27 protein-coding genes and 1 riboswitch are annotated in these 26393 nt (G+C 73.3%); of the genes, 16 read left to right on the forward strand and 11 right to left on the reverse strand.

Going from position 1 to position 26393, the window contains the following annotated elements; genetic code table 11:
* The first annotated feature begins 29 nt into the window (after positions 1–29).
* From ACFWAR_RS24620 to ACFWAR_RS24630, 3 genes are all read left to right on the forward strand, one after another.
* The gene (locus ACFWAR_RS24620) at positions 30–497 is read left to right on the forward strand and encodes a DUF5304 domain-containing protein (protein WP_385780939.1); all 468 of its coding nucleotides are present in this window, start codon (positions 30–32) and stop codon (positions 495–497) included.
* 62 nt (positions 498–559) lie between these two features.
* Positions 560–1501 (forward strand): ROK family glucokinase, encoded by a 942-nt coding sequence (locus ACFWAR_RS24625; RefSeq protein ID WP_354383676.1) that lies wholly within the window; start codon positions 560–562, stop codon positions 1499–1501.
* A 72-nt stretch (positions 1502–1573) separates the two neighbouring features.
* Positions 1574–2353, forward strand: coding sequence for an endonuclease/exonuclease/phosphatase family protein (locus ACFWAR_RS24630; RefSeq protein ID WP_385780942.1), 780 nt, complete (start codon positions 1574–1576; stop codon positions 2351–2353).
* Positions 2354–2394: 41 nt separating this feature from the next.
* On the opposite strand, the gene ACFWAR_RS24635 is transcribed toward ACFWAR_RS24630, so the two are convergent.
* Positions 2395–2970 (reverse strand): hypothetical protein, encoded by a 576-nt coding sequence (locus ACFWAR_RS24635; RefSeq protein WP_385780945.1) that lies wholly within the window; start codon positions 2968–2970, stop codon positions 2395–2397.
* Entirely contained in the window at positions 2963–3742 is a 780-nt protein-coding gene (locus ACFWAR_RS24640; RefSeq protein ID WP_354383673.1) for an alpha/beta fold hydrolase, read from the reverse strand. The genes ACFWAR_RS24635 and ACFWAR_RS24640 overlap by 8 nt, the downstream gene beginning before the upstream one ends.
* Positions 3743–3892: 150 nt before the next feature.
* Between ACFWAR_RS24640 and ACFWAR_RS24645 the strand changes: the two genes are divergently transcribed.
* From ACFWAR_RS24645 to ACFWAR_RS24665, 5 genes are all read left to right on the forward strand, one after another.
* Positions 3893–4666, forward strand: a complete 774-nt coding sequence (locus tag ACFWAR_RS24645) for a lysophospholipid acyltransferase family protein (RefSeq protein ID WP_385780947.1) — start codon at positions 3893–3895, stop codon at positions 4664–4666.
* Between the two features lie 86 nt (positions 4667–4752).
* Positions 4753–5967 (forward strand): MacS family sensor histidine kinase, encoded by a 1215-nt coding sequence (gene macS, locus ACFWAR_RS24650; protein ID WP_385780949.1) that lies wholly within the window; start codon positions 4753–4755, stop codon positions 5965–5967.
* 50 nt (positions 5968–6017) lie between these two features.
* Positions 6018–6662: a response regulator gene (locus ACFWAR_RS24655; RefSeq protein ID WP_385781020.1), complete on the forward strand. Its 645-nt coding sequence runs from the start codon at positions 6018–6020 to the stop codon at positions 6660–6662.
* A 186-nt stretch (positions 6663–6848) separates the two neighbouring features.
* The gene (locus tag ACFWAR_RS24660; protein WP_385780952.1) at positions 6849–7877 is read left to right on the forward strand and encodes a 6-phosphofructokinase; all 1029 of its coding nucleotides are present in this window, start codon (positions 6849–6851) and stop codon (positions 7875–7877) included.
* 87 nt (positions 7878–7964) lie between these two features.
* On the forward strand, positions 7965–8960 hold the full coding sequence (locus tag ACFWAR_RS24665) for a 2-hydroxyacid dehydrogenase (RefSeq protein WP_385780954.1): 996 nt from the start codon (positions 7965–7967) through the stop codon (positions 8958–8960).
* A 7-nt stretch (positions 8961–8967) separates the two neighbouring features.
* Here the strand turns inward: ACFWAR_RS24665 and ACFWAR_RS24670 are convergent, their stop codons facing one another.
* Positions 8968–10881 (reverse strand): anthranilate synthase family protein, encoded by a 1914-nt coding sequence (locus ACFWAR_RS24670; RefSeq protein WP_385780957.1) that lies wholly within the window; start codon positions 10879–10881, stop codon positions 8968–8970.
* A 252-nt stretch (positions 10882–11133) separates the two neighbouring features.
* On the opposite strand from ACFWAR_RS24670, the gene ACFWAR_RS24675 reads away from it, so the two are divergent.
* Both ACFWAR_RS24675 and ACFWAR_RS24680 read left to right on the forward strand, forming a co-directional pair.
* Positions 11134–12498 carry a class II 3-deoxy-7-phosphoheptulonate synthase gene (locus ACFWAR_RS24675; RefSeq protein ID WP_385780960.1) on the forward strand — a complete coding sequence of 455 codons (1365 nt, stop codon included), beginning with the start codon at positions 11134–11136 and terminating at the stop codon, positions 12496–12498.
* A 150-nt stretch (positions 12499–12648) separates the two neighbouring features.
* Positions 12649–12918 carry a (2Fe-2S)-binding protein gene (locus tag ACFWAR_RS24680; RefSeq protein ID WP_385780962.1) on the forward strand — a complete coding sequence of 90 codons (270 nt, stop codon included), beginning with the start codon at positions 12649–12651 and terminating at the stop codon, positions 12916–12918.
* A gap of 58 nt (positions 12919–12976) precedes the next feature.
* On the opposite strand, the gene bfr is transcribed toward ACFWAR_RS24680, so the two are convergent.
* Positions 12977–13456 (reverse strand): bacterioferritin, encoded by a 480-nt coding sequence (bfr, locus tag ACFWAR_RS24685; RefSeq protein ID WP_354383663.1) that lies wholly within the window; start codon positions 13454–13456, stop codon positions 12977–12979.
* Between the two features lie 165 nt (positions 13457–13621).
* Between bfr and ACFWAR_RS24690 the strand changes: the two genes are divergently transcribed.
* Complete coding sequence (locus tag ACFWAR_RS24690) at positions 13622–14254, forward strand: sulfite oxidase-like oxidoreductase (protein ID WP_385780965.1); 633 nt, start codon at positions 13622–13624, stop codon at positions 14252–14254.
* Positions 14255–14298: 44 nt separating this feature from the next.
* On the opposite strand, the gene ACFWAR_RS24695 is transcribed toward ACFWAR_RS24690, so the two are convergent.
* From ACFWAR_RS24695 to thiO, 5 genes are all read right to left on the reverse strand, one after another.
* On the reverse strand, positions 14299–15192 hold the full coding sequence (locus tag ACFWAR_RS24695) for a deoxyribonuclease IV (RefSeq protein WP_385780968.1): 894 nt from the start codon (positions 15190–15192) through the stop codon (positions 14299–14301).
* Between the two features lie 2 nt (positions 15193–15194).
* On the reverse strand, positions 15195–17108 hold the full coding sequence (pknB, locus tag ACFWAR_RS24700; RefSeq protein ID WP_385780971.1) for a Stk1 family PASTA domain-containing Ser/Thr kinase: 1914 nt from the start codon (positions 17106–17108) through the stop codon (positions 15195–15197).
* Positions 17109–17337: 229 nt separating this feature from the next.
* Positions 17338–18159, reverse strand: coding sequence for a thiazole synthase (locus ACFWAR_RS24705; protein WP_385780973.1), 822 nt, complete (start codon positions 18157–18159; stop codon positions 17338–17340).
* A 3-nt stretch (positions 18160–18162) separates the two neighbouring features.
* Positions 18163–18363 carry a sulfur carrier protein ThiS gene (gene thiS, locus ACFWAR_RS24710; protein ID WP_385780976.1) on the reverse strand — a complete coding sequence of 67 codons (201 nt, stop codon included), beginning with the start codon at positions 18361–18363 and terminating at the stop codon, positions 18163–18165.
* Complete coding sequence (gene thiO, locus ACFWAR_RS24715; RefSeq protein ID WP_385780978.1) at positions 18360–19550, reverse strand: glycine oxidase ThiO; 1191 nt, start codon at positions 19548–19550, stop codon at positions 18360–18362. Before thiO ends, thiS begins: the two co-directional genes overlap by 4 nt.
* Positions 19548–19659: riboswitch (TPP riboswitch) on the reverse strand. Its footprint overlaps the gene before it by 3 nt.
* 66 nt (positions 19660–19725) lie before the next feature.
* On the opposite strand from thiO, the gene ACFWAR_RS24720 reads away from it, so the two are divergent.
* The 5 genes from ACFWAR_RS24720 to ACFWAR_RS24740 all read left to right on the forward strand — a co-directional run bounded on the left by ACFWAR_RS24720 (position 19726) and on the right by ACFWAR_RS24740 (position 24151).
* Complete coding sequence (locus tag ACFWAR_RS24720) at positions 19726–21039, forward strand: NAD(P)/FAD-dependent oxidoreductase (protein WP_385780981.1); 1314 nt, start codon at positions 19726–19728, stop codon at positions 21037–21039.
* Between the two features lie 78 nt (positions 21040–21117).
* Entirely contained in the window at positions 21118–21483 is a 366-nt protein-coding gene (locus ACFWAR_RS24725) for an Rv2175c family DNA-binding protein (RefSeq protein WP_385780984.1), read from the forward strand.
* A 72-nt stretch (positions 21484–21555) separates the two neighbouring features.
* Complete coding sequence (gene thiE, locus ACFWAR_RS24730) at positions 21556–22194, forward strand: thiamine phosphate synthase (protein ID WP_385780987.1); 639 nt, start codon at positions 21556–21558, stop codon at positions 22192–22194.
* 107 nt (positions 22195–22301) lie between these two features.
* Positions 22302–23216 carry a methylenetetrahydrofolate reductase [NAD(P)H] gene (metF, locus tag ACFWAR_RS24735; protein ID WP_354383884.1) on the forward strand — a complete coding sequence of 305 codons (915 nt, stop codon included), beginning with the start codon at positions 22302–22304 and terminating at the stop codon, positions 23214–23216.
* A 41-nt stretch (positions 23217–23257) separates the two neighbouring features.
* Positions 23258–24151 carry a hypothetical protein gene (locus tag ACFWAR_RS24740; RefSeq protein ID WP_385780990.1) on the forward strand — a complete coding sequence of 298 codons (894 nt, stop codon included), beginning with the start codon at positions 23258–23260 and terminating at the stop codon, positions 24149–24151.
* Positions 24152–24176: 25 nt separating this feature from the next.
* Here ACFWAR_RS24740 and ACFWAR_RS24745 read toward each other — a convergent pair whose 3' ends face one another.
* The gene (locus ACFWAR_RS24745) at positions 24177–25601 is read right to left on the reverse strand and encodes a phytoene desaturase family protein (RefSeq protein WP_385780992.1); all 1425 of its coding nucleotides are present in this window, start codon (positions 25599–25601) and stop codon (positions 24177–24179) included.
* Positions 25602–25619: 18 nt separating this feature from the next.
* Positions 25620–26237 (reverse strand): DUF4126 domain-containing protein, encoded by a 618-nt coding sequence (locus tag ACFWAR_RS24750; RefSeq protein WP_385780995.1) that lies wholly within the window; start codon positions 26235–26237, stop codon positions 25620–25622.
* Positions 26238–26393 lie beyond the last annotated feature (156 nt).

Genomic DNA, 26393 nt, shown 5'->3' on the forward strand with positions numbered 1-26393 from the left:
GCCCCGCAGCCTGCCCAGGAGAGTCCGCCATGAGCGAGGCCACCGACCGTCCCGCAGACGACGACGCCTGGGCCAGGGCGTGCGCCGAGGACCTGGCCGCCGAGCGCGAACGCCGCCGCTCGCAGGGCGGGGGAGGTGCCGAGACGGGGAGCCCCGCCGAGGAACTCTTCAAGCTCTTCGAGGCCGTCGCCGACAAGGTCGCCGGGCTCAACAACCCGCTGATCGGCGCGGCCGCGCAGGGCGCCGCCCGCCAGTTCGTCAGCCAGGCCAAGAGCGCCGTCAAGCCCGTGATCGAGCGCAACCCCGAGGTCTTCGACCACCTGGCCGCCGCGGGCTCCGAGCTGCTGGCCGCCTACCGCTCGGCCGTCGAGGGCCACGAGCGCCGCTGGACCCGGGACGAGCCCTCGCCGCGCACGGACCCCGGGGCCCGGTCCCGCCCCGAGGGCGAGGACGGCGGGGACGGATCCGGCCCCGGCGAGCGCATCGATCTCGACTGACTCCCGTCCAACGCTCGGGTACCGTGGGCCCCGGCGGGGTTTGACCGGAAACCGAGGGACTAATGGGACTCACCATCGGCGTCGACATCGGCGGCACGAAGATCGCGGCCGGCGTGGTCGACGAAGAGGGCACCATCCTTGAGACGTACAAGGTGCCCACCCCGCCGACCGCGGACGGCGTGACCGACGCGATCTGCGCCGCAGTGTCCGAAGTAGGCAGCAGCCACACCATCGACGCCGTCGGCATCGGCGCCGCCGGATACGTCGACGACAAGCGCGCGACCGTGCTCTTCGCACCCAACATCGACTGGCGCCACGAGCCGCTCAAGGACAAGGTCGAGCAGCGCATCGGCCTGCCGGTCGTCGTCGAGAACGACGCCAACTGCGCCGCTTGGGGCGAGTACCGCTTCGGCGCGGGCCAGGGCCACGACGACGTCATCTGCATCACCCTGGGCACGGGCCTGGGCGGCGGCATCATCATCGGCAACAAGCTGCGCCGCGGCCGCTTCGGGGTCGCCGCCGAATTCGGCCACATCCGGGTCGTCCCCGACGGCCTGCTGTGCGGCTGCGGCAGCCAGGGCTGCTGGGAGCAGTACGCCTCCGGGCGCGCGCTCGTCCGGTACGCCCGGCAGCGGGCCAACGCCACCCCCGAGAACGCGGCGGTCCTGCTCGCGCTCGGCGACGGCACCCCCGAGGGCATCGAGGGCAAGCACATCAGCGAGGCCGCGCGCGCGGGCGACCTGGTGGCCATCGACTCCTTCCGCGAGCTGGCCCGCTGGGCCGGTGCGGGTCTCGCCGACCTGGCCTCCCTCTTCGACCCGTCCGCGTTCATCGTGGGCGGCGGGGTCTCGGACGAGGGCGACCTCGTCCTCGACCCGATCCGCAAGTCCTTCAAGCGTTGGCTGATCGGCGGCGCCTGGCGGCCGCACGCGCAGGTCCTGGCCGCCCAGCTCGGCGGCAAGGCCGGACTCGTCGGCGCGGCCGACCTGGCCCGCCAGGGCTGAGCCCGCACCGCACGTACGTCTGCCCGTCGCGCCCCCTGGGGGAGCGGCGGGCAGCTGCGTAGGTTGGCCCGCATGGACCTGCCTGTGGACGTGCCCGCGGCTCTGCCGCCGTTGCCGTGCTCGCGCACCGAACCGGACGGCTCCGCCGTGGTCCGGGTGCTCGGGTACAACGTGCGCTCCTTGCGCGACGACGAGGAAGCGCTGGTCCGGGTCATCCGGGCGTGCGCCCCCGACCTGGTCTTCGTCCAGGAGGCCCCGCGGTTCTTCCGCTGGCGCAAACACGCGGCGCGCCTCGCCTCGAAGACGGACCTGGTGGTCCTGAGCGGGGGTGCGACGGCGGCCGGGCCGCTGCTGCTGTGCTCGCTGCGGGCCTTCGTGGAAAGCACGCGGGACGTGCTGCTGCCACTGCGCCCCGGGGAGCACCGGCGGGGCTTCGCGACGGCCGTGGTGCGGATCGGGGGCGTGCGGGTGGGGGTGCTCAGCGCGCACCTGTCCCTGCGGGCGGGGGAGCGGTACGAGCAGGCGGGCATGCTGCTGGAGCGGCTGGCCGGGATGGACGTCGCGCACGTGGTGGCCGCCGGTGACATCAACGAGGGGCCCGAGGGGGCGGCCTTCCGGCGGCTGGCGGGGGAGCTGCAGGACTGCTGGGCGGTGGCGCCGTGGGGCGGGGAGCACACGTGGGTGCGGGCGGGGGGTCCTGGGCGGCGCATCGACGCGGTGTTCGCTTCGCGGGGCGTGGAGGTCCTGGGGGCCGGGGTCCCGGTCGGCCTGCCCGGCGTCAGCCTCGCCGACCTCCGCGCGGCCACGGACCACTACCCGGTCCTGGCCGCCCTCCACCTCCCGGCGCGGTAGCCGCCCTCCACCGCCTGGCGATCGAGAGCGAAGGGGGCGGGCTAGACCACCGCTCCGCGGCCCGGGTGATCGTCCTCGTCGTCGTCACCGCGCGTCATCCGCGCGACCAGCGTCGCGAACCCGCCCAGGAAGCCGCCGATGCCCAGGGCCGTCAGCCACCACGTCATCTCCCACTGCAGCAGCACCGCCACCAACAGCAGCAACGGCCCGCCCACCACCGCCAGCCACGCGAAGCGCGACGTGACGTCGCCCGACGGGAGCGGCGGCGGCTCCGGCGGCACGAAGTGCCCCTCGTCCGCCGCGTCCCCGGCCCCGTCCGCCGCCGGCTCCGGCAACGAGTGGTCGCGCGGGCCGACCCCGACGCCCGGGGCGAAGACCACCGAGCTGCCCAGGACCGGCGGTCCGGCCGGCCCCGCGTCCTTCTCCGGCGGCTTCGGCGCCACGGCCGGTTCCGGCTTGACGTCCTCCTCCGGCAGCATCAGGTTCTCGATGGGTCTGAAGGGCCGCGCCCCCGGCGGGTCCGGCGGCTCCTGCCCGTACCCGGCGACGATGGCCGCCCACGCCGCCTCCTCGTCCAGCGGCGGTACGCCTCCCGACGACTCCTCGTGCTCAGCCACCGCTGGCCGCCCCCTCCCTGCCGATGCTCTCCGCGAGCCGCCCGATGAACGCATAGCTGTCCGCGAAGATCCGCTCCGCGTCATGGTCCAACGTCGCGACGTGGTAGCTCTGTTCCAGCAGGGTTTCGGTGACGTCGGTGGACGACACCCGGGCGAGGATCCGGGCCGAGTCGACCGGCGGGACGACGTGGTCCTGGGGGCTGTGCAGGAGCAGCACCGGCTGGGTCACCTGCGGCAGCTCGGTGTCCACGATCCGCAGGAACTGGCGCAGCGAGTGCGCGGCCCGGGTCGGCACCCGGTCGTACCCGACCTCCTCCGAGCCGCCCTTGGCGATGTCGCTGGCGATGCCCGGCGTGGAGCGCAGGAAGTGCTGGGCGACGGGGAGCGCGAAGGCCAACGGGTCGTGGACCTTGTTGGCCGGGTTGACGAGGACGACACCGCTGATCGCGTCCCCGTGCTTGGCCGCCAGCCGCAGCGTGAGCGCCCCACCCATCGACAGCCCGAACACGAAGACCTGCTCGCACCGCTCCAGCAGCTCCCGCAGCGCGCGGTCGACCTCCGCGTACCAGTCCTGCCAGCCGGTGAGCTGCATGTCCTGCCACCGGGTGCCGTGCCCGGGGAGCAGCGGAAGCGACACCGTCAGCCCGCGCTCGGCCAGATACTCGGCCCAGGGACGCAGGGACTGCGGGGAACCGGTGAAGCCGTGGCAGAGGAGGACGCCGACCTCTCCGCCCTCGTGGCGGAACGGCTCGGCTCCAGGGAGGACGGGCACCTGAATCTCCTTGATCATCACGTTCTGGGGGTGGGTGCGGTGTGCTACTTCACCGTACGCGACCGCGCTGACACCGACCAGGGTCGTCGGGCCGCCACAGGGGCGGTCACGGGTTAAGGTCTGTTCGACGGACAAAGGAAGGCTTTCGAGTTGATCTACGGCGCAATGAAGTTCTCCATCGGCGGTTCCCTGAAGCTCGCCTTCAGGCCGTGGGTGGAGGGCCTCGAGAACATTCCCGCCGAGGGGCCGGCGATCCTCGCGAGCAACCATCTGTCCTTCTCCGACTCCTTCTTCCTGCCTGCGGTGCTGGACCGGAAGGTCACCTTCATCGCCAAGGCGGAGTACTTCACCTCGCCGGGCGTCAAGGGCAAGCTCACGGCCGCCTTCTTCAAGGGCGTCGGCCAGCTGCCGGTGGACCGCTCCGGCGCGCGCGGTGCGGGCGAGGCCGCCATCAAGAGCGGCATCGAGGTCATCGAACGCGGGGAGCTGTTCGGTATCTACCCCGAGGGGACCCGTTCACCCGACGGGCGCCTGTACCGGGGCAAGCCCGGTGGGCTGGCCCGGGTGGCGCTGGCCACCGGCGCCCCCGTGATCCCCGTGGCGATGATCGACACCGAGAAGATCCAGCCGCCCGGCAAGGTCGTCCCGAAGCTGATGCGCCCGGGCATCCGGATCGGCAAGCCGCTCGACTTCAGCCGCTACCACGGCATGGACGGCGACCGCTTCATCCTGCGTTCGGTGACCGACGAGGTCATGTACGAGATCATGAAGCTCTCCGGCCAGGAGTACGTCGACATCTACGCGACCGCCGCCAAGCGGCAGATCGCCGACGCGGAGAAGGCCGCCAAGGCCGACCACGCGGCCCTGGCCAAGGAGTCCAAGGACGCTCAGGGCGCCAAGGAAGCGGACGCCGAGCGGAGCTAGCGCGCGGCCCGGGCGAGGTGCCGCGGGCGGGGCGAGGGGTGTGGGGCGCGGCGGGCGGTGCCCGCCGCCCGTGAGGGGTGGGGGAGATGGCGAAGCGCGAACGCGTCGTACGCATGTCGGTCGAGCTGCCGCTGTGGCGGGCGCTGACCGCCTACCGGCTGCTCACCGCGGTGTACGCGGTGCTGCTCTTCGCCTTCGCCCACCGCGAGTTCGACCGACCCTGGGTGGCGGCCTGCTACCTCGGCTTCCTCGTGCTGTGGACCCTGGCCACCTTCTCCAGGGTGTCCAACGCGGCGAGCTGTACGAAGCCCTTCCTCGGCGCGGACCTCACGGTCGCGGTCGTCGGGATCCTGCTGACCCCGCTCGCCGACGCCCATGCGCGGATCGCCGGCGGCGGCCCGACCCTCCCGTCGATCTGGAGCGCGGGCGCGGTCCTCGCCTTCGCGATCAAGGGCGGTTGGCGCTGGGCGGGATTCGCCTCCTCCTTCGTCGCCGTGGCCAACATCGTGATCCAGCGCGGCGAACCGACCCGGGACACCTTCCACAACGTGCTGCTGGTGTGGGTCGCCTCCATCGCCATCGGGTACGTCGTCGAGGTCGCCCGGGCCAGTGAGGCGACCCTCGCGCGCGCCCTGGAGATCGAGGCCGCCACCCGCGAACGCGAGCGCCTGGCCCGGGACATCCACGACGGGGTCCTCCAGGTCCTCGCCATGGTCCAGCGGCGCGGCGCGGAGGTCGGCGGCGAGGCCGCCGAACTGGGCCGGATGGCCGGGGAGCAGGAGGTGGCGCTGCGCACCCTGGTCTCCAGCGGCCTGGTGCCACCCTCCCGGATCTCCCGCGACGAGTCGCGGGGGGCGTTCGTCGACAGCGTGGACGTGGCGGAACCCGGCGCGGACGAGGGGGAGCTGGACCTGCGCTCCCTGCTCGCGCCGCACGCCGGGTCGCTCGTGAGCTTCGCGGAACCGGGCGCCCCGGTCCCGCTCCCGGCGCCGGCGGCCCGGGAACTGGCCGCCGCCACGGCCGCCGCCCTGGACAACGTCCGCAAGCACGCGGGGGCCGGGGCCCGGGCCTGGATCCTGGTCGAGGACTGGGGCGACGAGGTGATCGTCACGGTCCGGGACGACGGCCCGGGCATCGCGGCGGGCCGGCTCGACCAGGCCGCGGGCGAGGGCCGGCTGGGCGTGGCCCAGTCGATCCGGGGGCGGTTGCGGGACCTCGGCGGCACCGCCGAGCTGGTGTCCGTACCGGGCCAGGGCACCGAAGTGGAACTGAAAGTACCGAGGGGGAGGACGGGTTCGTGAGGAACACCGAGCACAGCGCGGGGGACCGGTCGGCGGCCGACATCAAGGTGATGGTCGTCGACGACCACCCCATGTGGCGGGACGCGGTCGCCCGCGACCTCGCCGCCGCGGGCTTCGACGTGGTGGCCACGGCGGGCGACGGGCCCGAGGCGGTCCGCCGGGCCCGCGCCGCCGCGCCGCAGGTCCTGGTCCTCGACCTGAACCTGCCGGGCATGCCCGGTGTGCAGGTCTGCAAGGAACTGGTCGGCGCCGACCCCGCCCTGCGCGTGCTGGTGCTCTCCGCCAGCGGTGAGCACGCCGACGTGCTGGAGGCGGTCAAGTCCGGTGCCACCGGCTACCTGCTGAAGTCCGCGGGCGCCGGTGAACTCATCGACGCCGTGCACCGCACCGCGGTCGGCGACCCGGTCTTCACCCCGGGCCTCGCCGGGCTGGTCCTGGGCGAGTACCGCCGGCTGGCCGCGGACCCCGCCCCGGCCGCCGCCGACGAGCCGAAGGCCCCGCAGCTGACCGACCGGGAGACCGAGGTGCTGCGCCTGGTGGCCAAGGGTCTGTCGTACAAGCAGATCGCGGAGCGGCTCGTCATCTCGCACCGCACGGTGCAGAACCACGTCCAGAACACCCTGGGCAAGCTCCAGTTGCACAACCGGGTGGAGCTCGTCCGCTACGCCATAGAGCGCGGCCTCGACGACGCGTAGGGCGCCGGGACCGGCTTCGACGGGCCGCGCGTAGATCGTACGAATTCCCGTACGAGTGAACGAGAGTGCGCAACCACCCTTCAATTCACCGGAATTGACTCTTCCAGCGTGGGTCGAGTGACCTGCGTCACCACTAGCGTGGCCGCCGTGCGGGCTCAGCGGGCCCCTTGGCGAAGGGAAGATTCCATGAAGGTCGGAGTGCTGACCGGCGGCGGCGACTGCCCCGGACTCAACGCGGTCATCCGCGCGGCGGTGCGCAAGGGCGTCCAGGAGTACGCGTACGACTTCATCGGCTTCAAGGACGGCTGGCGCGGAGCGGTCGAGGGCGACACCGTCCCGCTCGGCATCCCCGAGGTCCGCGGCATCCTGCCCCGCGGCGGAACGGTCCTCGGCTCCTCGCGCACCAACCCGTTCAAGGTGGAGCAGGGGGTCCGCCGGATCAAGGAGAACCTCACCAAGTACGAGGTCGACGCCCTGATCGCGATCGGCGGCGAGGACACCCTCGGGGTCGCGGCCCGACTGTTCGACGAGTACGGCATCCCCTGCGTCGGCGTGCCGAAGACCATCGACAACGACCTGTCGGCGACGGACTACACCTTCGGCTTCGACACCGCCGTCGGGATCGCCACCGAGGCCATCGACCGGCTGCACACCACCGCCGAATCGCACATGCGGGTCCTGGTCGTCGAGGTCATGGGCCGGCACGCGGGCTGGATCGCCCTGCACTCGGGGCTGGCCGGCGGCGCCAACGTCATCCTCATCCCGGAGCAGCGCTTCGACGTGGACCAGGTGTGCGCGTGGGTGACCTCCCGGTTCAGGGCGAGCTACGCGCCGATCGTGGTCATCGCCGAGGGCGCCATGCCCAAGGACGGCGAGATGGTGCTCAAGGACGCCACCAAGGACTCCTTCGGGCACGTCCGGCTGTCGGGCGTCGGCGAGTGGCTGGCCCTGGAGATCGAGAAGCGGACCGGCAAGGAGGCCCGTACGACGGTGCTCGGCCACGTCCAGCGCGGCGGCACCCCGAGCGCCTTCGACCGCTGGCTCGCGACCCGGTTCGGCCTGCACGCGATCGACGCGGTGCGGGAGCGGGACTTCGGCAAGATGGTCGCGCTCCAGGGGACGGACATCGTCCGGGTGCCGATCGCCGAGGCCACGGCGAAGCTGAAGACCGTGGACCCGGCGCTGTACGCCGAGGCCGGGGTCTTCTTCGGCTGACGGGCACACCCGGAACATGGGTCGTATCGTGACGAAAGGCGTGTGCGGCACGGGTGCGACCCATGGGTCCGGCGGACGGGAGCGAGCGTGGAGATCCTGGCATTCGGTGTGACGGCCGACGAGAGGCCGCTGATGGAGCGCGCCTTCGCGGGGGACCACGAGGTCCGCTGTCTGGACGTCTTCCTGAGCGAGGACACCGCGCCGATCGCGGCGGGCTACGAGGTGGTCTCCACCAGCGTGAACGCCGACCTGAACGGGCGGGTGCTGCGCACCCTCGCCGCGGGCGGTACGCGGATGATCGCCCAGCGCTCCACCGGCTTCAACAACATCGACCTGGAGGTCGCGGGCCAACTGGGCTTCACCGTCGGCCGCGTCTCCTACTACTCGCCGTACGCGGTCGCCGAATTCGCCTGGACCCTGGCGATGGCGGTCAACCGGCGGATCGTGCGCGCCTCCAACCGCACCCGTGACTTCGACTTCCGGCTGAACGGCCTGATGGGCCGGGACCTGCGCGGCCGCACGGCGGGCGTCCTCGGCACCGGGAAGATCGGCGAGGCGTTCACCCGGATCGCCCACGGGTTCGGGATGAACCTGCTGGGCTGGGACGTCGCGCAGAACCCGGCGTGCGTGGAGCTGGGGATGAAGTACGTCGAGAAGGACGAGCTGTTCGCGGCGGCGGACCTGATCAGCCTGCACGTGCCGCTGCTGGACTCGACGCACCACATCATCGACTCGGCCGCGCTGCGGGCGATGAAGGACGACGCGATCCTGGTGAACACCAGCCGGGGCGGGCTGGTGGACACCGACGCGCTCGTCAGCGAGCTGCGGGCCGGGCGGTTCTCGGGGGTGGGGCTCGACGTGTACGAGGCGGAGGCCGGGGTGTTCTTCCTGGACAAGTCGCTGGACGCGGTGGAGGACGACACGCTGGCGCGGTTGGTGACCTTCCCGCACGTGGTGGTCACCTCGCACCAGGCGTACTACACGCGGGACGCGGTGGAGCAGATCATCACCACGACCGTCGCCAACGTGCGCGACTACCTGGCGGGCCGCCGATCGGAGAACACCCTGGTCCCCCGCCTCTGAAGCCCCTTCACCCCCGCGCGGCGCCCCCGGCGGGCACCCGGCGCGCGGCCGCCAGCAGGTCGCGGACCACGTCCGCGCCGCGCAGGCTCAGCACCGACTCCGGGTGGAACTGGACCCCGGCGAAGCCGCCCGCCGCGCTGCGCAGGGCGTGCACCTCGTACGTCGCCGGGTCGCGGGAGACCTCCACGCCCGTCGCGGCCAGCCGGGCCGCCGCCGGGTCGTCGCAGCGGGCGGTGTAGGTGTTGTAGAAGCCCACCACCTCGGGGCTGCCGAAGAGGTCGACGGTGGTCTGCGCCCCCTGCGCCGGCTCGGCCTTGCGCACCAGCGGCAGCCCCAGCTCGGCCGCCAGCAGCTCGTGCCCCAGGCAGACGCCCAGGATCCCGCCCCGGTGCGCGGCCAGCAGCTCCCGGGCCAGCCCCCGCAGGAGCCGCATCCGGGGGTCGGCGGCGTCCGCCGGGTCGCCCGGGCCGGGTCCCAGCACGACCGGGCCCGTCCACGCGAGGGCGGCGGCGCGCAGCCCCGGGTCGTCGTAGCGGCGTACGGTCACGTCCAGCCCGCACACCCGCAGCACGTGCGCCAGCATCGCCGTGAAGGTGTCCTCCGCGTCGATGACCAGCGCGTGCCCCGAGGCCGCCGCGGGCCGGTCCTGCATCCGGAGCCAGAACGGCGCCAGGTCCCGGCGCCGGGCCGCCAGCGCCGCCTGCACCCGGGGGTCCTCGCCGAGCCGGACCGGGCCCGCGACGGGCCGGGGTGCGGCCGGCCGCACCCCGAGCGCGGCCAGCACCCCGGCGGCCTTGGCGTGCGTCTCGGCCACCTCGCCCGCCGGGTCGGAGTGCCGCACCAGCGTCGCGCCGACCGGGACGCGCAGGGCGCCGTCGGCGTCGATGTCGGCGGTGCGGATCAGGATGGGGGAGTCCAGGCTCTGCGCCCCGTCGGCGTCGCGGCCCAGCAGGGCGAGCGCGCCCGCGTAGTAGCCGCGGCCGCCGGACTCGTAGCGCTCGATGACGCGGCAGGCGTTCTGCACCGGCGAGCCGGTGACGGTCGCCGCGAACATCGTCTCGCGCAGCACCTCCCGCGCGTCCAGGGTCGAGCGTCCGCGCAGCTCGTACTCGGTGTGCGCGAGGTGGGACATCTCCTTCAGCCGCGGTCCGACGACGACCCCGCCCCGGTCGGCGACCGTGCACATCATCTTGAGCTCCTCGTCGACGACCATCGACAGCTCCTCGGTCTCCTTGCGGTCGCCGAGGAAGGCGAGGAGGGACTCGGCGGTGGGTCCACCGGCGGGATAGCGGTAGGTCCCGCTGATCGGGTTCATCACCACCGTGCCGCCGGTCATCCGTACGTGGACCTCGGGGCTGGCCCCGACCAGGGTCCTGCTGCCCGTGTGCACGACGTACGTCCAGTACGCGCCCCGCTCGGCCACCAGCAGCCGCCGGAACAGCGCGAGCGCGTCGGCCCGACCGAAGCCGGGGATGCTGCCGCCGTAGGTGCGCCGGATGACGAAGTTGGCGCCCTCGCCGCGGCCGATCTCGTCCTCGATGACCCGCCGCACGGTGTCGGCGTACTCCTCGTCGCCGACGTCGAAGCCGCCGCCCTCGACCCGCACCTCGTGGTCGGGCAGGGCCGCCAGCGCCTCGGCGAGCGGGACCGCGTGCAGCTGCTCGGCGACCAGCACGCTCAGCGGTGTGCCGTCGTCGCGCACGTCGAAGCCGCGCTCGCGGATCTGCCGGAACGGCACCAGGGCGAGCGTGGGCAGGTCCGCGAGCGGGAGGTCGGCGAGGCGCTCCACCTCGTGGACCGGGCCGGTCAGCACCTCGACGGTGTCGTGGTCCAGGCCGGGGGTGCGCCGGCGCAGCAGGGCGAAGGGCGGGGCGGCGTCGTCGAGCAGCCGGGTGAAGGGGTTCGCGGGGCTCGGGTTCATGGGTCGGGCTTCCTTCCAGCGGGATACGTGGAGGGAGCGGCCCGGAAAACACCGAAGGCCGCCCCCGGGGGCGGCCTTCGCGTCTGTTCGGTGGGTACGCGAGTCAGTGGGCCGCCAACGGAGCGGTCCACCACCAGTTCTGGTTCGAGTGCGCGTACATGTCCGGCACCCTAGCCCATCCCCCGCCGTGCGCGGCAGATCTCCGTCTCACGATCTGATCGCCGGGCTGGACGGTGCGTGTGACGACGTAATGTGTACGAGGTGACCGTGAACGCTGAAAACCAAGCCCCCGCCGCCAAGGCGACCTGGCGAGACCTTCCCGCGGCGCAGCAGCCTTCGTACCCCGATGCCGAGGCTCTGCGCGCTGTCGTCGCGGACCTCGAGTCGTATCCTCCGCTCGTCTTCGCGGGCGAGTGCGACCAGCTGCGCGCCCGACTGGGAGCCGTCGCCAAGGGCGAGGCGTTCCTGCTCCAGGGCGGCGACTGCGCCGAGGCATTCGACGGGGTCTCCGCCGACCACATCCGCGCCAAGCTGAAGACGCTGCTCCAGATGAGCGCCGTCCTGACCTACGCGGCCTCCGTGCCCGTGGTCAAGATCGGCCGCATCGCGGGCCAGTACTCCAAGCCGCGCTCCAAGGACACCGAGACCCGCGACGGCGTCACGCTGCCGACCTACCGCGGCGACTCGGTCAACGGCTTCGCCTTCACCGAAGAGGCCCGGATCCCGGACCCCGAGCGGCTGAAGCGGATGTACCACGCCTCCGCCTCGACCCTGAACCTCGTGCGCGCCTTCACCACCGGTGGTTACGCGGACCTGCGCCAGGTGCACGCCTGGAACCAGGACTTCGTGAAGGCCTCCCCGTCCGGGCAGCGCTACGAGCAGCTCGCGCGGGAGATCGACAACGCGCTGAACTTCATGAAGGCCTGCGGCACCGACCCGGCCGAGTTCAAGGCCGTGGAGTTCTACGCCTCCCACGAGGCGCTGCTCCTCGACTACGAAGGTGCGCTGACCCGCACCGACTCGCGCACCGGCAAGCTCTACGACACCTCGGGCCACATGGTCTGGATCGGCGAGCGCACCCGCCAGCTGGACCACGCGCACATCGAGTTCTGCGCGCAGATCTCCAACCCGATCGGCATCAAGCTCGGTCCCACGACCACCGTGGACGAGGCGCTCACCTACATCGACCGCCTCGACCCGGAGCGCATCCCGGGCCGACTGACCTTCGTCGTCCGCATGGGCGCCGACAAGGTCCGCGACAAGCTCCCCGAGCTGGTCGAGAAGGTCACCGCTTCGGGCGCGATCGTCGCCTGGATCACCGACCCGATGCACGGCAACACCTTCGAGGCGGCTTCCGGCCACAAGACGCGTCGTTTCGACGACGTGCTCGACGAGGTCAAGGGCTTCTTCGAGGTGCACAAGGAGCTCGGCACGCACCCGGGCGGCATCCACGTCGAGCTGACCGGTGACGACGTCACCGAGTGCGTCGGCGGCGGCGACGAGATCTTCGTCGACGACCTGCACCAGCGCTACGAGACGGCCTGCGACCCGCGGCTCAACCGCAGCCAGTCGCTGGACCTGGCGTTCCTGGTGGCCGAGATGTACCGCGACCAGTAGGCGTCGCGATCAGTAGGTAGCTTCCTATGAGGGTGGGGCGCGGATCGATGTGATCCGCGCCCCACCGTCGTATCCAGGCCTTTTAGGGAACCCTAAGTTTGGGTAGGGTTAGGTAAGCCTCACCGAACGGGGGGTGGCCCGCTCCGGGAGGTGAACCGCGTGTACGTCTGCTCTTGCTTCGGCATCACGGACAAGCAGGTCAAGGCCCACGCGGACGCGGGCGCGTGCACGCCCCGCCAGATCGCCTCGGCCACCAAGGCCGGCACCGACTGCGGCTCGTGCGTACGGACCATCCAGGGCATCCTCGGCCGGGGCGCGTGCCCCCGCCGCGAGCTGCTGGAGAAGGGCGACGCCGCCGCCGTGCTGGCCGCCGACCCGATCCTCACCGTCGCCGACGAGGTCCTCGCCCCGGCCGCGTGAGTTCCGGGGCGCCCTTTTCCGTCCACGGGATCCGGTCCGCCCGCCGCACCCGTTCGGGCTAGCTCTCCGGCTGCTCCAGCAGCTGCGCGATGTAGAGCGGCTCACCGATCTGCTCGATGATCTCCAGCTGGGTGTCGAGGTAGTCGATGTGGTGCTCCTCGTCCTCCAGGATCTCCTCGAACAGGCGCGCCGACGTGATGTCGCCCTTGCCGCGCATGACCTCGATGCCGCGCTTGAGGCGGTCGATCGCCTCGACCTCGACCTGGCGGTCCGCCTGGAACATCTCCGTCAGGGTCTGGCCGACCCGGACGTGGAAGAGCCGCTGGTAGTTCGGCAGACCGTCGAGCATCAGGATGCGCTCGGTGATCTTGTCTGCGTGCTTCATCTCGTCGATGGACTCGGCACGGGTGTACTTGGCGAGCTTGGTCCAGCCCTTGTTGTCCTGGATGCGGTAGTGCAGCCAGTACTGGTTGATCGCGGTCAGTTCGCCGGTCAGCTGCTCGTTGAGGAATTCAAGAACCTCGGGGTCGCCCTGCATGGCAGCGGGCTCCTTCCAAGTGGTGTGACGGGGCAGGTGCGCGCATCCTCGCACCGCCGCCCAGGGGCGTCCAGTAAGTGCCTCCTTAGTGGGAGTTACTCTGACTTGCCCGAATCAGCCCAGACCTGGTCATGACCACCCCGGCCAGTCTGTCACCATGGAGTCATGGGTCACCCGGAAAGCCGCGAAACTGCGGAAGCAGCGCAGCTGGAGCTTCCTCCGGGGCAGCGCTTGCAGCGGGGCTGGCCGGTCACCCACTACGGTCCCGTGCCCAAGTTCAAGCCGGACCGCTGGGAGTTCAGGGTCTTCGGCGCCACCGCCGACGGGGACAAGCACTGTTGGAACCACGAGGAGTTCTCGGCGCTGCCGTTCTCCTCCGTGACGGCCGACCTGCACTGCGTGACGAAATTCAGCATGGCCGGGGCCGAATGGGGCGGTGTGCTCACCCGCGAGCTGCTGGAGTTGGCGCCGCCCGCGCCGACGGCCACCCACGTGATGGTGTGGGCCGAGTACGGCTTCAGTTCGAACCTGCGGCTCGCCGACTTCGCCTCCGAGCGGGCCCTCTTCGCCACCCACCAGGGCGGTGAACCCCTGACCGCCGAACACGGCTTCCCGCTGCGGCTGGTCGTCCCGCACCTGTACGCCTGGAAGGGCCCCAAGTGGGTCCGCGGCATCGAGTACATGACCGCCGACCGGCGCGGTTTCTGGGAAGAGCGCGGCTACCACAACATCGGCGACCCCTGGCGCGAGCAGCGCTACTCCTACCAGGAGGAGCCGGGCGACGGCCCGGAGCTCTGAGCCACCGCGCCCCGCCCGCCCGGCCGGAGCCCTGATCGACCGCGTCAGTGCAGCTCGCGCAGCTCCTTGAGCAGCGCGACGTCCGCCGCGTGCCCCTCCTTGCCGCCCGGCGTCTCGATGACCAGCGGTACGCCGTCCATCGCCGGGTGCGAGAACAGCTCGGCGAAGGCGTCGCGCCCGATGTGCCCCTGGCCGATGTTGGCGTGCCGGTCCTTGTGGGCCCCCACGCCCTCCTTGGAGTCGTTCGCGTGGATCAGCTTCAGGCGGCCCTCGCCCACCGTGTCCACCAGCAGGTCCAACGTCTGCTTCGTCCCGCCCGGTTCCGCCAGGTCGTGGCCGGCCGCGAAGATGTGGCAGGTGTCCAGGCAGATCCCGAGCTTGGGGTGGGCGTCGAGCGCCTCGAAGTACGGGCCGAAGTCCCAGGTCCGCGAGCACAGCGAGAAGCCCTGCCCGGCCGTCGACTCCAGCAGCAGGAAGGGGTCGTCGTCGTGCGTCAGCTCGTCCAGCAGCGGCAGCATGTGCTCCCTGACCTGCGCGTACGCCAGCTCGCGCGGGCGGCCGCCGGTCGCCGAACCGGTGTGGACGACCACCCCGCGGGCGCCGATCTCCCGGCCCCTGCGCAGCGAGTGGCGCAGGGACTCCACCGACTTCTCCACCGTCGCCTCGGTGTGCGAGCCGAAGTTGATCAGGTACGGGGCGTGCACGTAGACCGGGATCGCGTCCTGCGCGCACCCCTCGCGGAACAGCTCGTCCTGCGCCGGGTTGCCCACCGGGGTCGCCCAGCCGCGCGGGTTGGCGACGAAGACCTGGACGGCCTCGGCGCCCATCTCCCGTGCGTACGTCAGCCCGACCGAGGCCAGGCCGCCCGCGACGGGCACGTGCCCGCCCACCGGATTGCGCACCGCGCCCGGCGAGGGCGTCCCTCGCGTCCCGCGCATCCCTACAGCCCCTTGGTCTTGACGGTGATCGTGCTGCCCTCGGGGGCGCTCTGGCCGGCCGGCACCGACTGGGTGTCGACGGTGTTGCTGAAGGAGAGGAACGGCCGTTCCACCTTCACCTTGAAGCCCGCGCCCTCCAGCGCCCGCTTCGCGGCCTCCGCGTCCTGGCCGACGACGTTCGGCACCGGGACCTGACGCGGCCCCTTGGAGACCGTCAGCGTCACCGTGTCGCCCGCGGCCGCCTGGGCGCCCGCGCTCAGCGACTGATTGGCGACCGAGCCCGCCGGGCTGGCCGAGTTGACCTGCTCCGGCGCGACCTCGACCTTGAGGCCGAGCCCCTCCAGCCCGGCGCGGGCCTGTTCGACGCCCGCGCCGACCACGCTGGGCACCTGGACCGGGCGGCCCTTGCTGACCACCAGCGCCACCGCCGCGTCCGGGGCCAGCTGCGCGCCGCCCTCGGGGCTGCTGCTGATCACCGCGCCCTGCGGGAGGTCCTGGCTGAAGGCCTGGCTCACGATGCCGGGCGCGAGGCCCGCCTTGGTCAGCTCCGCCTTCGCGGCGTCGAGCGGCTTGCCCTTGACGTTGGGCACGAGGACCACCTGCGGGCCGCGGGAAATCACCAGCGTCACCGCGCCGTTGCCGCGGATCCGCTTGCCGCTCTCCGGGTCGCTGTTCATCACGGTGCCGCGCTCGACGGTGTCGCTGAATTTGCGCTCGACCCCCTTCACCCCGAGGCCCGCCGCCGACAGCTGGGCGCGGGCCTGGTCCTCGGTCTTGCCGAGCAGCCGGGGGACCTGGGTGAACTGACCCGCGCTTATGTACCAGACCCCGGTGCCCAGGCCCAGGGCCAGCAGGATCCCGGCGACGATCAGGTACGTGCCGCGCCGGGGGCGGGGCCGGCGCAGCGCGCGCGGGCGCCCGGTGCCGGGCGGCGGGCCGGGGTGCTCCAGCCGGGAGGTGTGCTCCGCCGGGGCGGCCGTCGGCGCGGTGCGCGGGATCACGCCGGTCCGGTCCTCGGCCGCGGTCCGCTCCTCGGCGCGCGCCTGCGGCGGTACGGTGTCCAGCTCGCCGTCGGTCAGCGCGGACCGGGCCTCGCGGACCAGCGCGAGCAGCGCCACCGCGTCGTAGGGGCGCAGCTCGGCGTTGCGGGCGCAGGCGGTGGCGACCAGCTCGTCCAGCGCCACCGGCAGCCCGGGGACGGCGGCCGACGGGGGCGGCACGTCCTCGTTGAGGTGGCGGAAGATGACCTCGGCCGGGGTGCCGCCGGTGTGCGGCTTGGTGCCCGTGAGCATCTCGTACAGGACGACGCCGCAGGCGTAGACGTCGACGCGGGCGTTGGTGAGCCCGTTCTCGATCTGCTCGGGGGCGAGGTAGGAGACCGTGCCGAGCACCGAGCCGGTGGTGTCGGTGACGGAGTCGACGCTGCGGACCAGGCCGAAGTCGGCGACCTTCACCCGGCCGTCGTCGCCGATCAGGACGTTCTCGGGCTTCACGTCCCGGTGCACCAGCGCGGCGCGGTGGGCCGCGCCGAGGGCGGCCAGCATCGGCTCCAGGATGTCCAGCGCGGCCCGCGGCCGCAGCGCGCCGCGCTCGCGGAGCACGTCGCGCAGGGTGCAGCCGGAGACGTACTCCATGGCGAGGAAGACGAACGGGCCGTCCGTGCCCTGGTCGAAGACGCCGACCACGTTGGGGTGGGCGAGCCGGGCCACGGACTTGGCCTCGCGGATGAACCGCTCGACGAAGGCGCCGTCGGCGGCGAGGGCCGGGTGCATCACCTTGAGCGCGAGCACGCGGTCGAGGCGGGTGTCGACGGCCCGGTAGACCGTGGCCATCCCGCCGACCGCGATGCGGGCGTCGATGCGGTAGCGGCCGTCGAGCACGCGCCCGACGAGGGGGTCGTCCAGGGTCGTATCCACCCGGCGATTCTACGAGGGCCCCGTCGGCGGTCGTCGCCGGTCCCGCTCCTTGCAGCGCACCTGTGACGCGACCCCCTCCGCCGGAGGCGGGGGGAGCGGAGCGTCGTGGCGGGTCGCCGTGGCCTCCGGCGGGCCCTCAATCGCCGGGCGGGCCGGGTTGGGCCGGGCCGAGTCGGCCCGCGGGAGGTGGCCGTTTCAGCCCGCCCGGCGATTGAGGGCGCGGGGTGGGTCAGAAGGCCGGGCGTTCCGGGTCGAGGGCGGCGCGGCCCTCGACGGGGGAGGAGGCGGCGGCGAAGTGGCGACGGGGGATGCGACCGGCACGATGGGCGAGGCGACCCGCCGTCACGGCGTCCCGCATGGCCGCCGCCATCAGCACCGGCACCTGCGCCCGGGTCACCGCGGAGGCCAGCATCACCGCGGCGCAGCCCAGCTCCATCGCCAGGGCCGCGTCGGACGCGGTCCCGGCCCCGGCGTCCAGGACCACCGGCACCCCGGCCCGCTCGACGATCAGCTCGAAGTTGTGCGGGTTGCGGATGCCCAGCCCCGACCCGATCGGCGACCCGAGCGGCATGATCGCCGCGCAGCCCACGTCCTCCAGCTTGCGGGCGAGCACCGGGTCGTCGTTCGTGTACGGCAGGACCGTGAAGCCCTCGTCGACCAGGGTCTCGGCGGCGTCGAGCAGTTCGACGCCGTCGGGCAGCAGGGTCCGCTCGTCGGCGACGACCTCCAGCTTGATCCAGTCCGTGCCGAGCGCCTCGCGCGCGAGGCGCGCGGTCAGCACGGCCTCGCCCGCGGTGAAGCAGCCCGCGGTGTTGGGCAGGACGGCGATGCCGAGCCGGTTCAGCACGGACAGCACGGATCCTTGGACGGTGGGGTCCAGGCGCCGCATCGCGACGGTGGTCAGCTCGGTGCCGGAGGCGATCAGGGACCGTTCCAGGACGTCGAGGCTGGGCGCGCCGCCCGTACCCATGATCAGGCGGGACGAGAAGGTCCGGCCGCCCAGGACGAAGGGGTCGTCGGTCGTGGTGGCGGTGGCGGTGTCGAGGGACATGGTTCAGCCTCCCTGGACCGCGGTGAGGACCTCGACGCGGTCGCCGTGGCCCACCGTGGTGGCGGGCCACTGGCCGCGCGGGACCACGGTCTCGTTGAGTGCGGCGGCGACCCCCTTGGGCGCGGCGGTCAGGGTGGCGACGACCGCGTCGAGGGTGGTGCCCGCGGGGAACTGGCGGGGCTCGCCGTTGACGGAGACGGTCATGCGGGGGACTCCTCGCGTACGGCGGAGAAACGGCGCGGGCTGAAGGGGCGGGCCACCTCGGGCAGCTCGCCGGTGGTCAGTACGTCGGCCAGCACGTCGCCGGTGACGGGGGTGAGCAGTACGCCGTTGCGGTAGTGCCCGGTGGCCAGGTGCAGCCCCGGCAGTTCGGTGGGGCCGAGCAGCGGGGCGTTGTCGGGGGAGCCGGGGCGCAGGCCCGCGCGGGTCTCGGTGAGCGGCAGCTCGGTGATCCCGGGCACCAGCTCGTGGGCGTCGCGCAGCAGCTCGTACACCCCGCCCGCGGTGACGGTGGTGTCCCAGCCCAGCTCCTCGCTGGTGGCGCCGATGACGAGCTCGCCGTTCTCGCGCGGGACCAGGTAGACGTGGCTGCCGCGGACCACGGCCCGGACGGTCCGGGACAGGAAGGGCGCGTAGGCGGGCGGCACGGTGAGCCGCAGCACCTGCCCCTTGACCGGTCGTACGGGGGGCAGCGCCCGCGGCGGTACGCCGGCCAGCCTGCCGCTGAGGCTGCCCGCGGCCAGCACCACCTGGTCGGCGGCCAACGCGGTGCCGTCGTCGAGCAGCGCTCCGGCGGCCCGGTCGGCGGTGACGGTGAGCCGGGTGGCGGCCGCCCGGTGGACGCGCACGCCGGCCCGCTCGCAGGCGGCCAGCAGGGCGGCCGCGAGCCGCCGGGGGTCGACCTGGTGGTCGCCGTCCACGCGCAGCCCGCCGCGCACGCCCGGCGCCAGCATCGGCTCCAGGCGGCGGCACTCGCGGCCGGTCAGCCACTGCGCGTCCAGGCCGCAGCGGCGCTGGAGGGCGTGCAGCTCGCGCAGGTGGACCCGGTCGTCGGCGTCGAGGGCGACGGCGAGGGTGCCGCAGGCGCGGTAGCCGATGTCCAGGCCGCCGCTCGCGTCGGCGAGCTCCGCGGCGAAGGTCGGGTAGCGCTCGGCGGAGGCGAGGTTCAGGCCGAGCAGGGTCTCCTCGCCGTAGTGCAGCTCGGTGACGGCGGCGAGCATGCCGGCCGCGACCTGGGCGGCGCCGCCGCCGGGCGCCGGATCGGCCAGGGCGGTGCGCAGTCCGCGCTGCGCCGCCCGCCAGGCGGTGACCAGGCCGATGATGCCGCCTCCGATGACGAGGACATCACATCCCCGGCCGGAATCTCCGCCGGAATTTCCGTAAGAATGCATGGGCGTCCAGCCCCTCCCTTCGCCGGCATGACCCGGATCAGGTTCGTACGGTCGGAGGCCGTCCAGCCTCCCTCTCAGCCCGGTCCGCCGGGCTCCCGCGATAGGTACGGTGGCCAGACTAACCCCGTCGAGGGGGCCCGGTAAGGCTGCCTCCCTATTCCTGACGGATCGTCAGATGATTAGGCTGGGCGCCGTGAACGAGCAGACGCACGAGCAGACCGAGCAGACGCCGGAGCGGACGGCCCCGGCCCCGGACGCCGCGGTCCCACCCGCCGTGGTGATCGTCGGCGCCGGGATGGCCGGGGTGCAGACCGCGGTCGCCCTGCGGGAACAGGGCTTCACCGGTCCGGTGACCCTGCTGGGCGCCGAACCCCACCAGCCCTACGACCGGCCCCCGCTCTCCAAGGCCGTCCTCCTCGGCAAGGCCGAGGGCGCCGCCTTCGACGTGGACTTCGAGGGCCTCGACATCGACCTGCGGCTCGGCGTCGAGGTCACCGCCCTGCGCGCCGGCGACCACGCGCTCGACACCACGGCGGGCGCCGTCCCCTACGGCGTCCTGGTCCTGGCCACGGGCGCCGAGCCGCTCACCCTGCCCGGCACCGAGGGGGTCCCCGGCGTCCACCTGCTGCGCACCCTCGACGACGCCGAAAGGCTGCGGCCGGTGCTGGCCGGGGCGCCCGAGGCCGTGGTGGTCGGCGCCGGGTGGATCGGCGCCGAGTTCGCGACGGCCGCCCGCGGGGCGGGCTGCGCCGTCACCGTGGTCGAGGCCGCCGACCGGGTCCTCGCCGGAGCCCTGCCCGCCGAGGTAGCCGCCCCCATGGCCGACTGGTACGCCCAGGCCGGGGCCCGCCTGATCACCGGGGCCAAGGTCGCCGGCATCGAAGCGGGCGAGGCCGGCGCCCCCGGCCGGGTGCTCCTCGCCGACGGCCGCGAGCTGCCCGCCGCCGCCGTGGTCGTCGGCATCGGCGCCCGCCCCGCCACCGGCTGGCTGGCGGGCACCGGGGTGGAACGCGGGAGCGACGGCTCGATCACCGCCGACGCCCACCTGCGCACCTCCCTCCCCGACGTGTACGCCGTCGGGGACTGCGCCTCCTTCCCGTCCGCGCGCTACGGGGCCCGACTCCTCGTCCACCACTGGGACAACGCGCTGCAGGGCCCGCGCACGGTCGCCGCCAACGTCCTGGCCGCGCTCGCGGGGGAGCCCGCCGCCGTCTACGACCCCGTCCCGTACTTCTGGTCCGAGCAGTTCGGCCGCTTCGTCCAGTACGCCGGGCACCACGCCGGGGCCGACGCCCCGCTGTGGCGCGGGGACCCGGCCGACGCCACCTGGTCGGTGTGCTGGCTGCGGGCCGGGGCGCTGGTGGCGGTGCTCGCCGTGGGCCGCCCGCGCGACCTCGCGCAGGGCCGCAAGCTGATCGAGTCCGGGGCACTGGTGGATCCGGACAAGGTGGCGGACCCGACCGTCGCGCTCAAATCCGCGGTGCTGTAGCGCGCCGGGGGGCCGGGCGGGCCCCCGCCCGGCCCGCCCGACTACCGGCTGTCAGCCCCGGATGGCAGGCTTGTCCTCGTGACCGAGATTGACGCAAAGATCGAAACCCTCGTCCCCGCCTGGCTCTACCTCCCCGACATCGCGGAGATGCTGGGCGTCGAGGTGACCAAAGTCCGACAGATGGTGAAGGAAGGCCAGCTCATCGCGGTGCGCCGCGGCGAGAACCGTTCCCTCCAGGTGCCGGCCGCCTTCATCGACGGCGACAAGGTCGTCAAGGGCCTCGTCGGCCTGCTGACCGTGCTGCGCGACGACCGCTTCTCCGAGGACGAGATCCTGGAGTGGCTGTTCACCGCCGACCCCACCCTGCCCGGCACCCCCGTGCAGGCCCTGAGTGAGAATCGGGGCACGGAGGTGAAGCGCCGCGCTCAGGCGCTCGCCCTCTGACCTGATCCGCTCCACGTGGCGTGCGGGCCCGCCCACGGCTCGTACGCCACGACCACCACGGGGGTTTTTCCCATGCAGCAGCTGTCCGATGCCCGGCTCTACCTGTGCACGGACGCCCGCAAGCGGCAGGGCGATCTCCCCGAGTTCCTCGACGCCGTCCTCGCGGGCGGGGTCGACATCGTCCAGCTGCGCGACAAGGGCATGGAAGCGGGCGAGGAGCTGGAGCACCTCCAGGTCTTCGCCGAGGCCGCCCGGCGGCACGGCAAGCTCCTCGCCGTCAACGACCGCGCGGATGTGGCCCACGCCATCGGCTCCGACGTCCTGCACCTGGGGCAGGGGGACATCCCCGTCCCCGCCGCCCGCGCGATCCTCGGCGCCGGCGTGCTGATCGGCCGCTCCTGCCACGCCGAGTCCGAGGTGGACGCGGCCGTCGCGGAGCCCGGGGTCGACTACTTCTGCACCGGTCCCTGCTGGCCCACCCCGACCAAGCCCGGCCGTTTCGCGCCGGGGCTCGACCTGGTCCGCCACGCCGCCTCCCTCGCCCAGGACCGCCCCTGGTTCGCCATCGGCGGGATCGACGCCACCAACCTCGACGAGGTGCTGGACGCGGGCGCCGACCGCGTCGTGGTCGTCCGCGCGATCACCGAGGCCGACGACCCGGGCGCGGCCGCCGCGGCCCTCGCCCAGCGGGTCCGCGCCCGCCTGAGCTGACGTACTCGCCGACGCGGCGCCGATATTTCGCCGGACATCTGTCCAAAAACATGTCCAATCGGTGGACGCCGCTTCGGTCGCCGCAAGACCGCGTCTAACCTGCGCGTATGGCCCTAGGTACCGCTTCCACCCGCCCGGACCGCGCTCGCACCGTCCGCGACATCCTCGCGTCCGGGAGCCCGTCGTACTCCTTCGAGTTCTACGCGCCCAGGACCGAGCGGGGTGAGCACAGCCTCTGGAACGCCCTGCGCCGGATCGAGGCCGTCGCGCCGAGCTTCGTCTCCGTGACCTACGGGGCCGGCGGGTCCACCCGCGGCGGCACGGTCAAGGCGACCGAGCGGATCGCCGCCGACACCACCCTCACCCCGGTCGCGCACCTCACGGCCGTCGACCACTCGGTCGCCGAGCTGCGCAACGTCCTGGGGCAGTACGCCGACGCCGGGATCCGCAACATGCTCGCGCTGCGCGGCGACCCGCCCGGCGACCCGCTGGGCGAGTGGATCGAGCACCCCGAGGGCGTGCTCTACGCCGCGGACCTGGTCCGACTGATCAAGGAGTCCGGCGACTTCTGCGTCGGCGTCGCGGCCTTCCCCGAGATGCACCCGCGTTCCCCCGACTGGGACACGGACATCCGGCACTTCGTGGACAAGTGCCGCGCGGGTGCCGACTATGCGATCACACAGATGTTCTTCGATCCGGAGAACTACCTGCGGCTGCGCGACCGGGTCGAGAAGGCGGGTTGCGAGACCCCGATCATCCCTGAAGTCATGCCTGTTGTGAATGTGAAGACCTTGGACCGGCTGCCGGAACTGAGCAACGCGGTCTTCCCCGCGGAGTTGAAAGAGCGCATGCTCGCCGTCAAGGACGATCGCGCCGCTGTACGCTCCATGGGCATCGAGTTCGCCACGGAGTTCTGCGCGCGGCTGCTGTCCGAGGGTGTACCGGGACTGCACTTCATCACGCACAACTCCACGGCGACGCTGGAGATCTACGAGAACCTGGGCCTGCATCAGCGGGCCTGAACGGCCGTACCCGTGGGCGGCCTACCCGAGAGGGGCCATGCATGGGAATGACGGTCCTCTACATCGCGTTCGGCTTCGTCGCGCTGTGGCTGCTTGCTGAGGTACTGCTCCAGTACAAGGCCAGGTTGCGCTGGAGGCTGCTCGCCTTCACCGGCTTCGTCGGCGTGGTCGTCGGCGTCGTGCTGCCGTCGGTGCTGGTCATCGCGGCCGGCGCGGCCGCCTTCGCGGCCGGTCAGACCCTGGTGACGCTCTCCTTCCGCAAGGGCTTCGTGGCCGGCTGGGCACTGCGCCGGGGCGGGGCGCCCGTCCGGACCGCCAGCAAGCGGCGGCGCGGGGCGGGCGGCGCGGACGGCGAGCCGGCGCTGCGGGTGAGCTCCCTGGAGTACGGGGCGCGGGGCGCGGGCGACGCCCCGGACCCGGCTGCCGCGGGTCCGGTCGCGGACGAGGTGGGGACGTACGGCGCCGGGGAGGCCCAGCCGACCCAGGCCTTCGCCTCCCCCTTCGCGACGCCGGAGCAGGACGCGCACCAGTACGCGGCCTACTACGACCCCCAGTTCCCGCAGTCGCAGCCGCAGCCCCAGCCGCAGTCCCAGGGCGACGGGTACGGCTACCCCAACGGCTATCCGGCGGCGGGGGAGCAGCAGGTGTACGCGGCCTACTCCGACCCGTACATCGGCACGGGCGGGAGCGCCCAGCCCGCGGGGTACGGGGAGTACGCGCCGTACGTCGATCCGTACGCGGCCCAGAACCAGGCGGCGCAGCAGCAGTACTCCATGGACACCCCGCCCGGCGGCGTGTGGGTGCCGCAGCAGCGCTACACGGAGCCGGACCCCCAGCAGCAACCGCAACAGGGCGACCCGGCGGACCCGCAGCAGCCCTACCCCTACCCGTACCCGCAGCAGGGCGCGGGCGGCTACGAGCCGTACCGCCACTGACGCGGTACCGGCGGTACGCGACGACCTAGCGGGAGCCGCGGAAGTCGGCGCCCTCCACGATCAGGCCCGCCACCAGGGCCCCCGTCATCCCGGCGTGCGCCAGTCCGCCGCCGGGGTGGGCCCAGCCGCCCGCCAGGTACAGGCCCGGCAGGGCGGTGGCGTTCGCGGGGTAGAGCATCCGGCCGGCCGCGCCCGCGAGGGCGGGCGGCGGCACCGCGCCGTCCACCGCGCCCGTGTCCCGGGCGATGTCCGCCGGAGTACGGGCCTCCTGCCACAGCAGCCGGTCCCGCAGCCCGGGCAGCGCCCGCTCGGCGGCGGCCAGCAGTTCCCCCTCCGCGACCCCGGCGGTGGAGCAGGCGACGCTCACGGTGACCGCCTCGTGGTCCGCGTCGGGTCGGGTGGCCGGGTCGTCGGGGCGCAGCACCGTGACGGGCCGGGCCCCCGGGGAGTGCACCACCGTGCGGTGGGCGGCGTCGGCGGGCCGGGGCCCGCGCAGCGCGAGGAAGAGGGTGCTCCGGCTGAGGGCCCCGGTGCGCGGGGGCACGGCGTCCGCGGGCCAGGGCAGGGCGCCCGGCAGCAGCGGGGCGAGGAGCCGGCGCGGGTCGACCGCGCAGACCACGGTGTCGGCCGGGACCCGGGTCCCGTCGGCCAGCAGCACCCCGGCCGCCCGGCCGTCCTGCTCCAGCACCTCCCGTACGGGGGCGTCGAAGCAGAAGTCGACCTTCCGCTCGCGGCAGCGCTCGTACACGGCGGTGGCCAGCTCGCGCAGGCCGCCGCGGACGTACCAGCTGCCGAAGGTCTGCTCCATGTACGGGAGCGCCACGGCGGCGGCGGGGGCGGTGCGCGGGTCGATCCCGTGCCCGAGGACCATGGCCTCCAGCAGGGCCGCCAGCGGCCCGCCCAGCTCCCGCCCGGCCATCTCGGCCAGGGTCGGCGGGCGGCGGCGCAGCAGCCCGCTGCCGCGCAGCGCCGGGTAGGGGTCGCGGCCCAGCACCTGCCAGTCGGGCCACAAGGGCTCTTCCAGCAGCGGCCTGCGGGTGGCGTCCCAGGCGTCGCGGGCCCGGCCGAGGACCCCGCTCCAGCGGTCCCCGGAGCCCGCGCCGAAGGTCGCGTCGAGGACGGCGGCGACGCCGCCGCGCGAGGCGCCCGGCAGGGTGAGCGCGGTCCCGTCGGCCAGCAGGTGGCGGGCGGCCGGATCCACCTGGGTCAGCTCGACGCACTCCTCCAGCGGGCGCTTGCCCGTCTTGACGAAGAGGTCGCGGTAGACGGCCGGCAGGTGCAGCAGCCCCGGTCCGGTGTCGAAGGAGAAACCGGCGCGCTCGAAGCGCCCCAGCGCCCCGCCGTAGGTCGCCGAGCGCTCGTACACCGTCACCCGGTGGCCTGCCACGGCCAGCCGGGCGGCCGTCGCCATCGCGCCTATCCCGGCGCCGATCACCGCAATTCGTGCCATGTGCCCGACCCTACCGAGTCACCCCGGCGGCCTCGTCGGCGAGGCCTGCGCCAGCCGTTTCTCCTCGCGGCGCTGGGCCCGGCGGCGCAGGAAGCGGCGGATCCGGGACCACAGGTAGAGCAGCAGCACGAGACCGATCAGCAGCAGCACTCCCGCGATGACGGCGGCGGCCTGCGGATTGAACATGGCGAAGGTGACGATCCCGCCGACCCCGAGGTCCTCGGCGGTGCTCATCGCGATGTTGGTGAAGGGCTCGGGCGAGGTGTTGATCGCCATGCGCGTGCCGGCCTTGACGAAATGGCTGGCCAGCGCCGTGGAACCGCCGACGGCCCCGGCGGCGATGTCGGAGAGCGAACCGCTCTGCCCGGCGAGCAGCGCCCCGACGACCGCTCCGGACACGGGCCGGACGACGGTGTGCACGGTGTCCCAGAGCGAGTCCACGTACGGGATCTTGTCGGCGACGGCCTCGCAGAGGAACAGGATCCCCGCGATCACGAGGACGTCGGTGCGCTGGAGCGATGCGGGCACCTCGTCGGTGAGCCCGGTCGCGCCGAAGATGCCGAGCAGCAGGACCACGGCGTAGGCGTTGATCCCGCTGGCCCAGCCGCTGGTGAAGACCAGGGGGAGGACACTCACCCGGTCATCATGCAGCACGCCGCCCGGTCGGGCGGGGAAACCCGCAGACGAGTGAGGGGACGTGCGCCGGCCGGCGCCCCCCGCCCCCAAACCCAAAACCCGGGGCCCAACCGGGCGCGAGGGCCCGCACGGGGCGGGGGGGGGGGCCCCCCCGGG

The sequence above is a fragment of the Streptomyces sp. NPDC059917 genome (assembly GCF_042730635.1).
GTDB lineage: Bacteria > Actinomycetota > Actinomycetes > Streptomycetales > Streptomycetaceae > Streptomyces.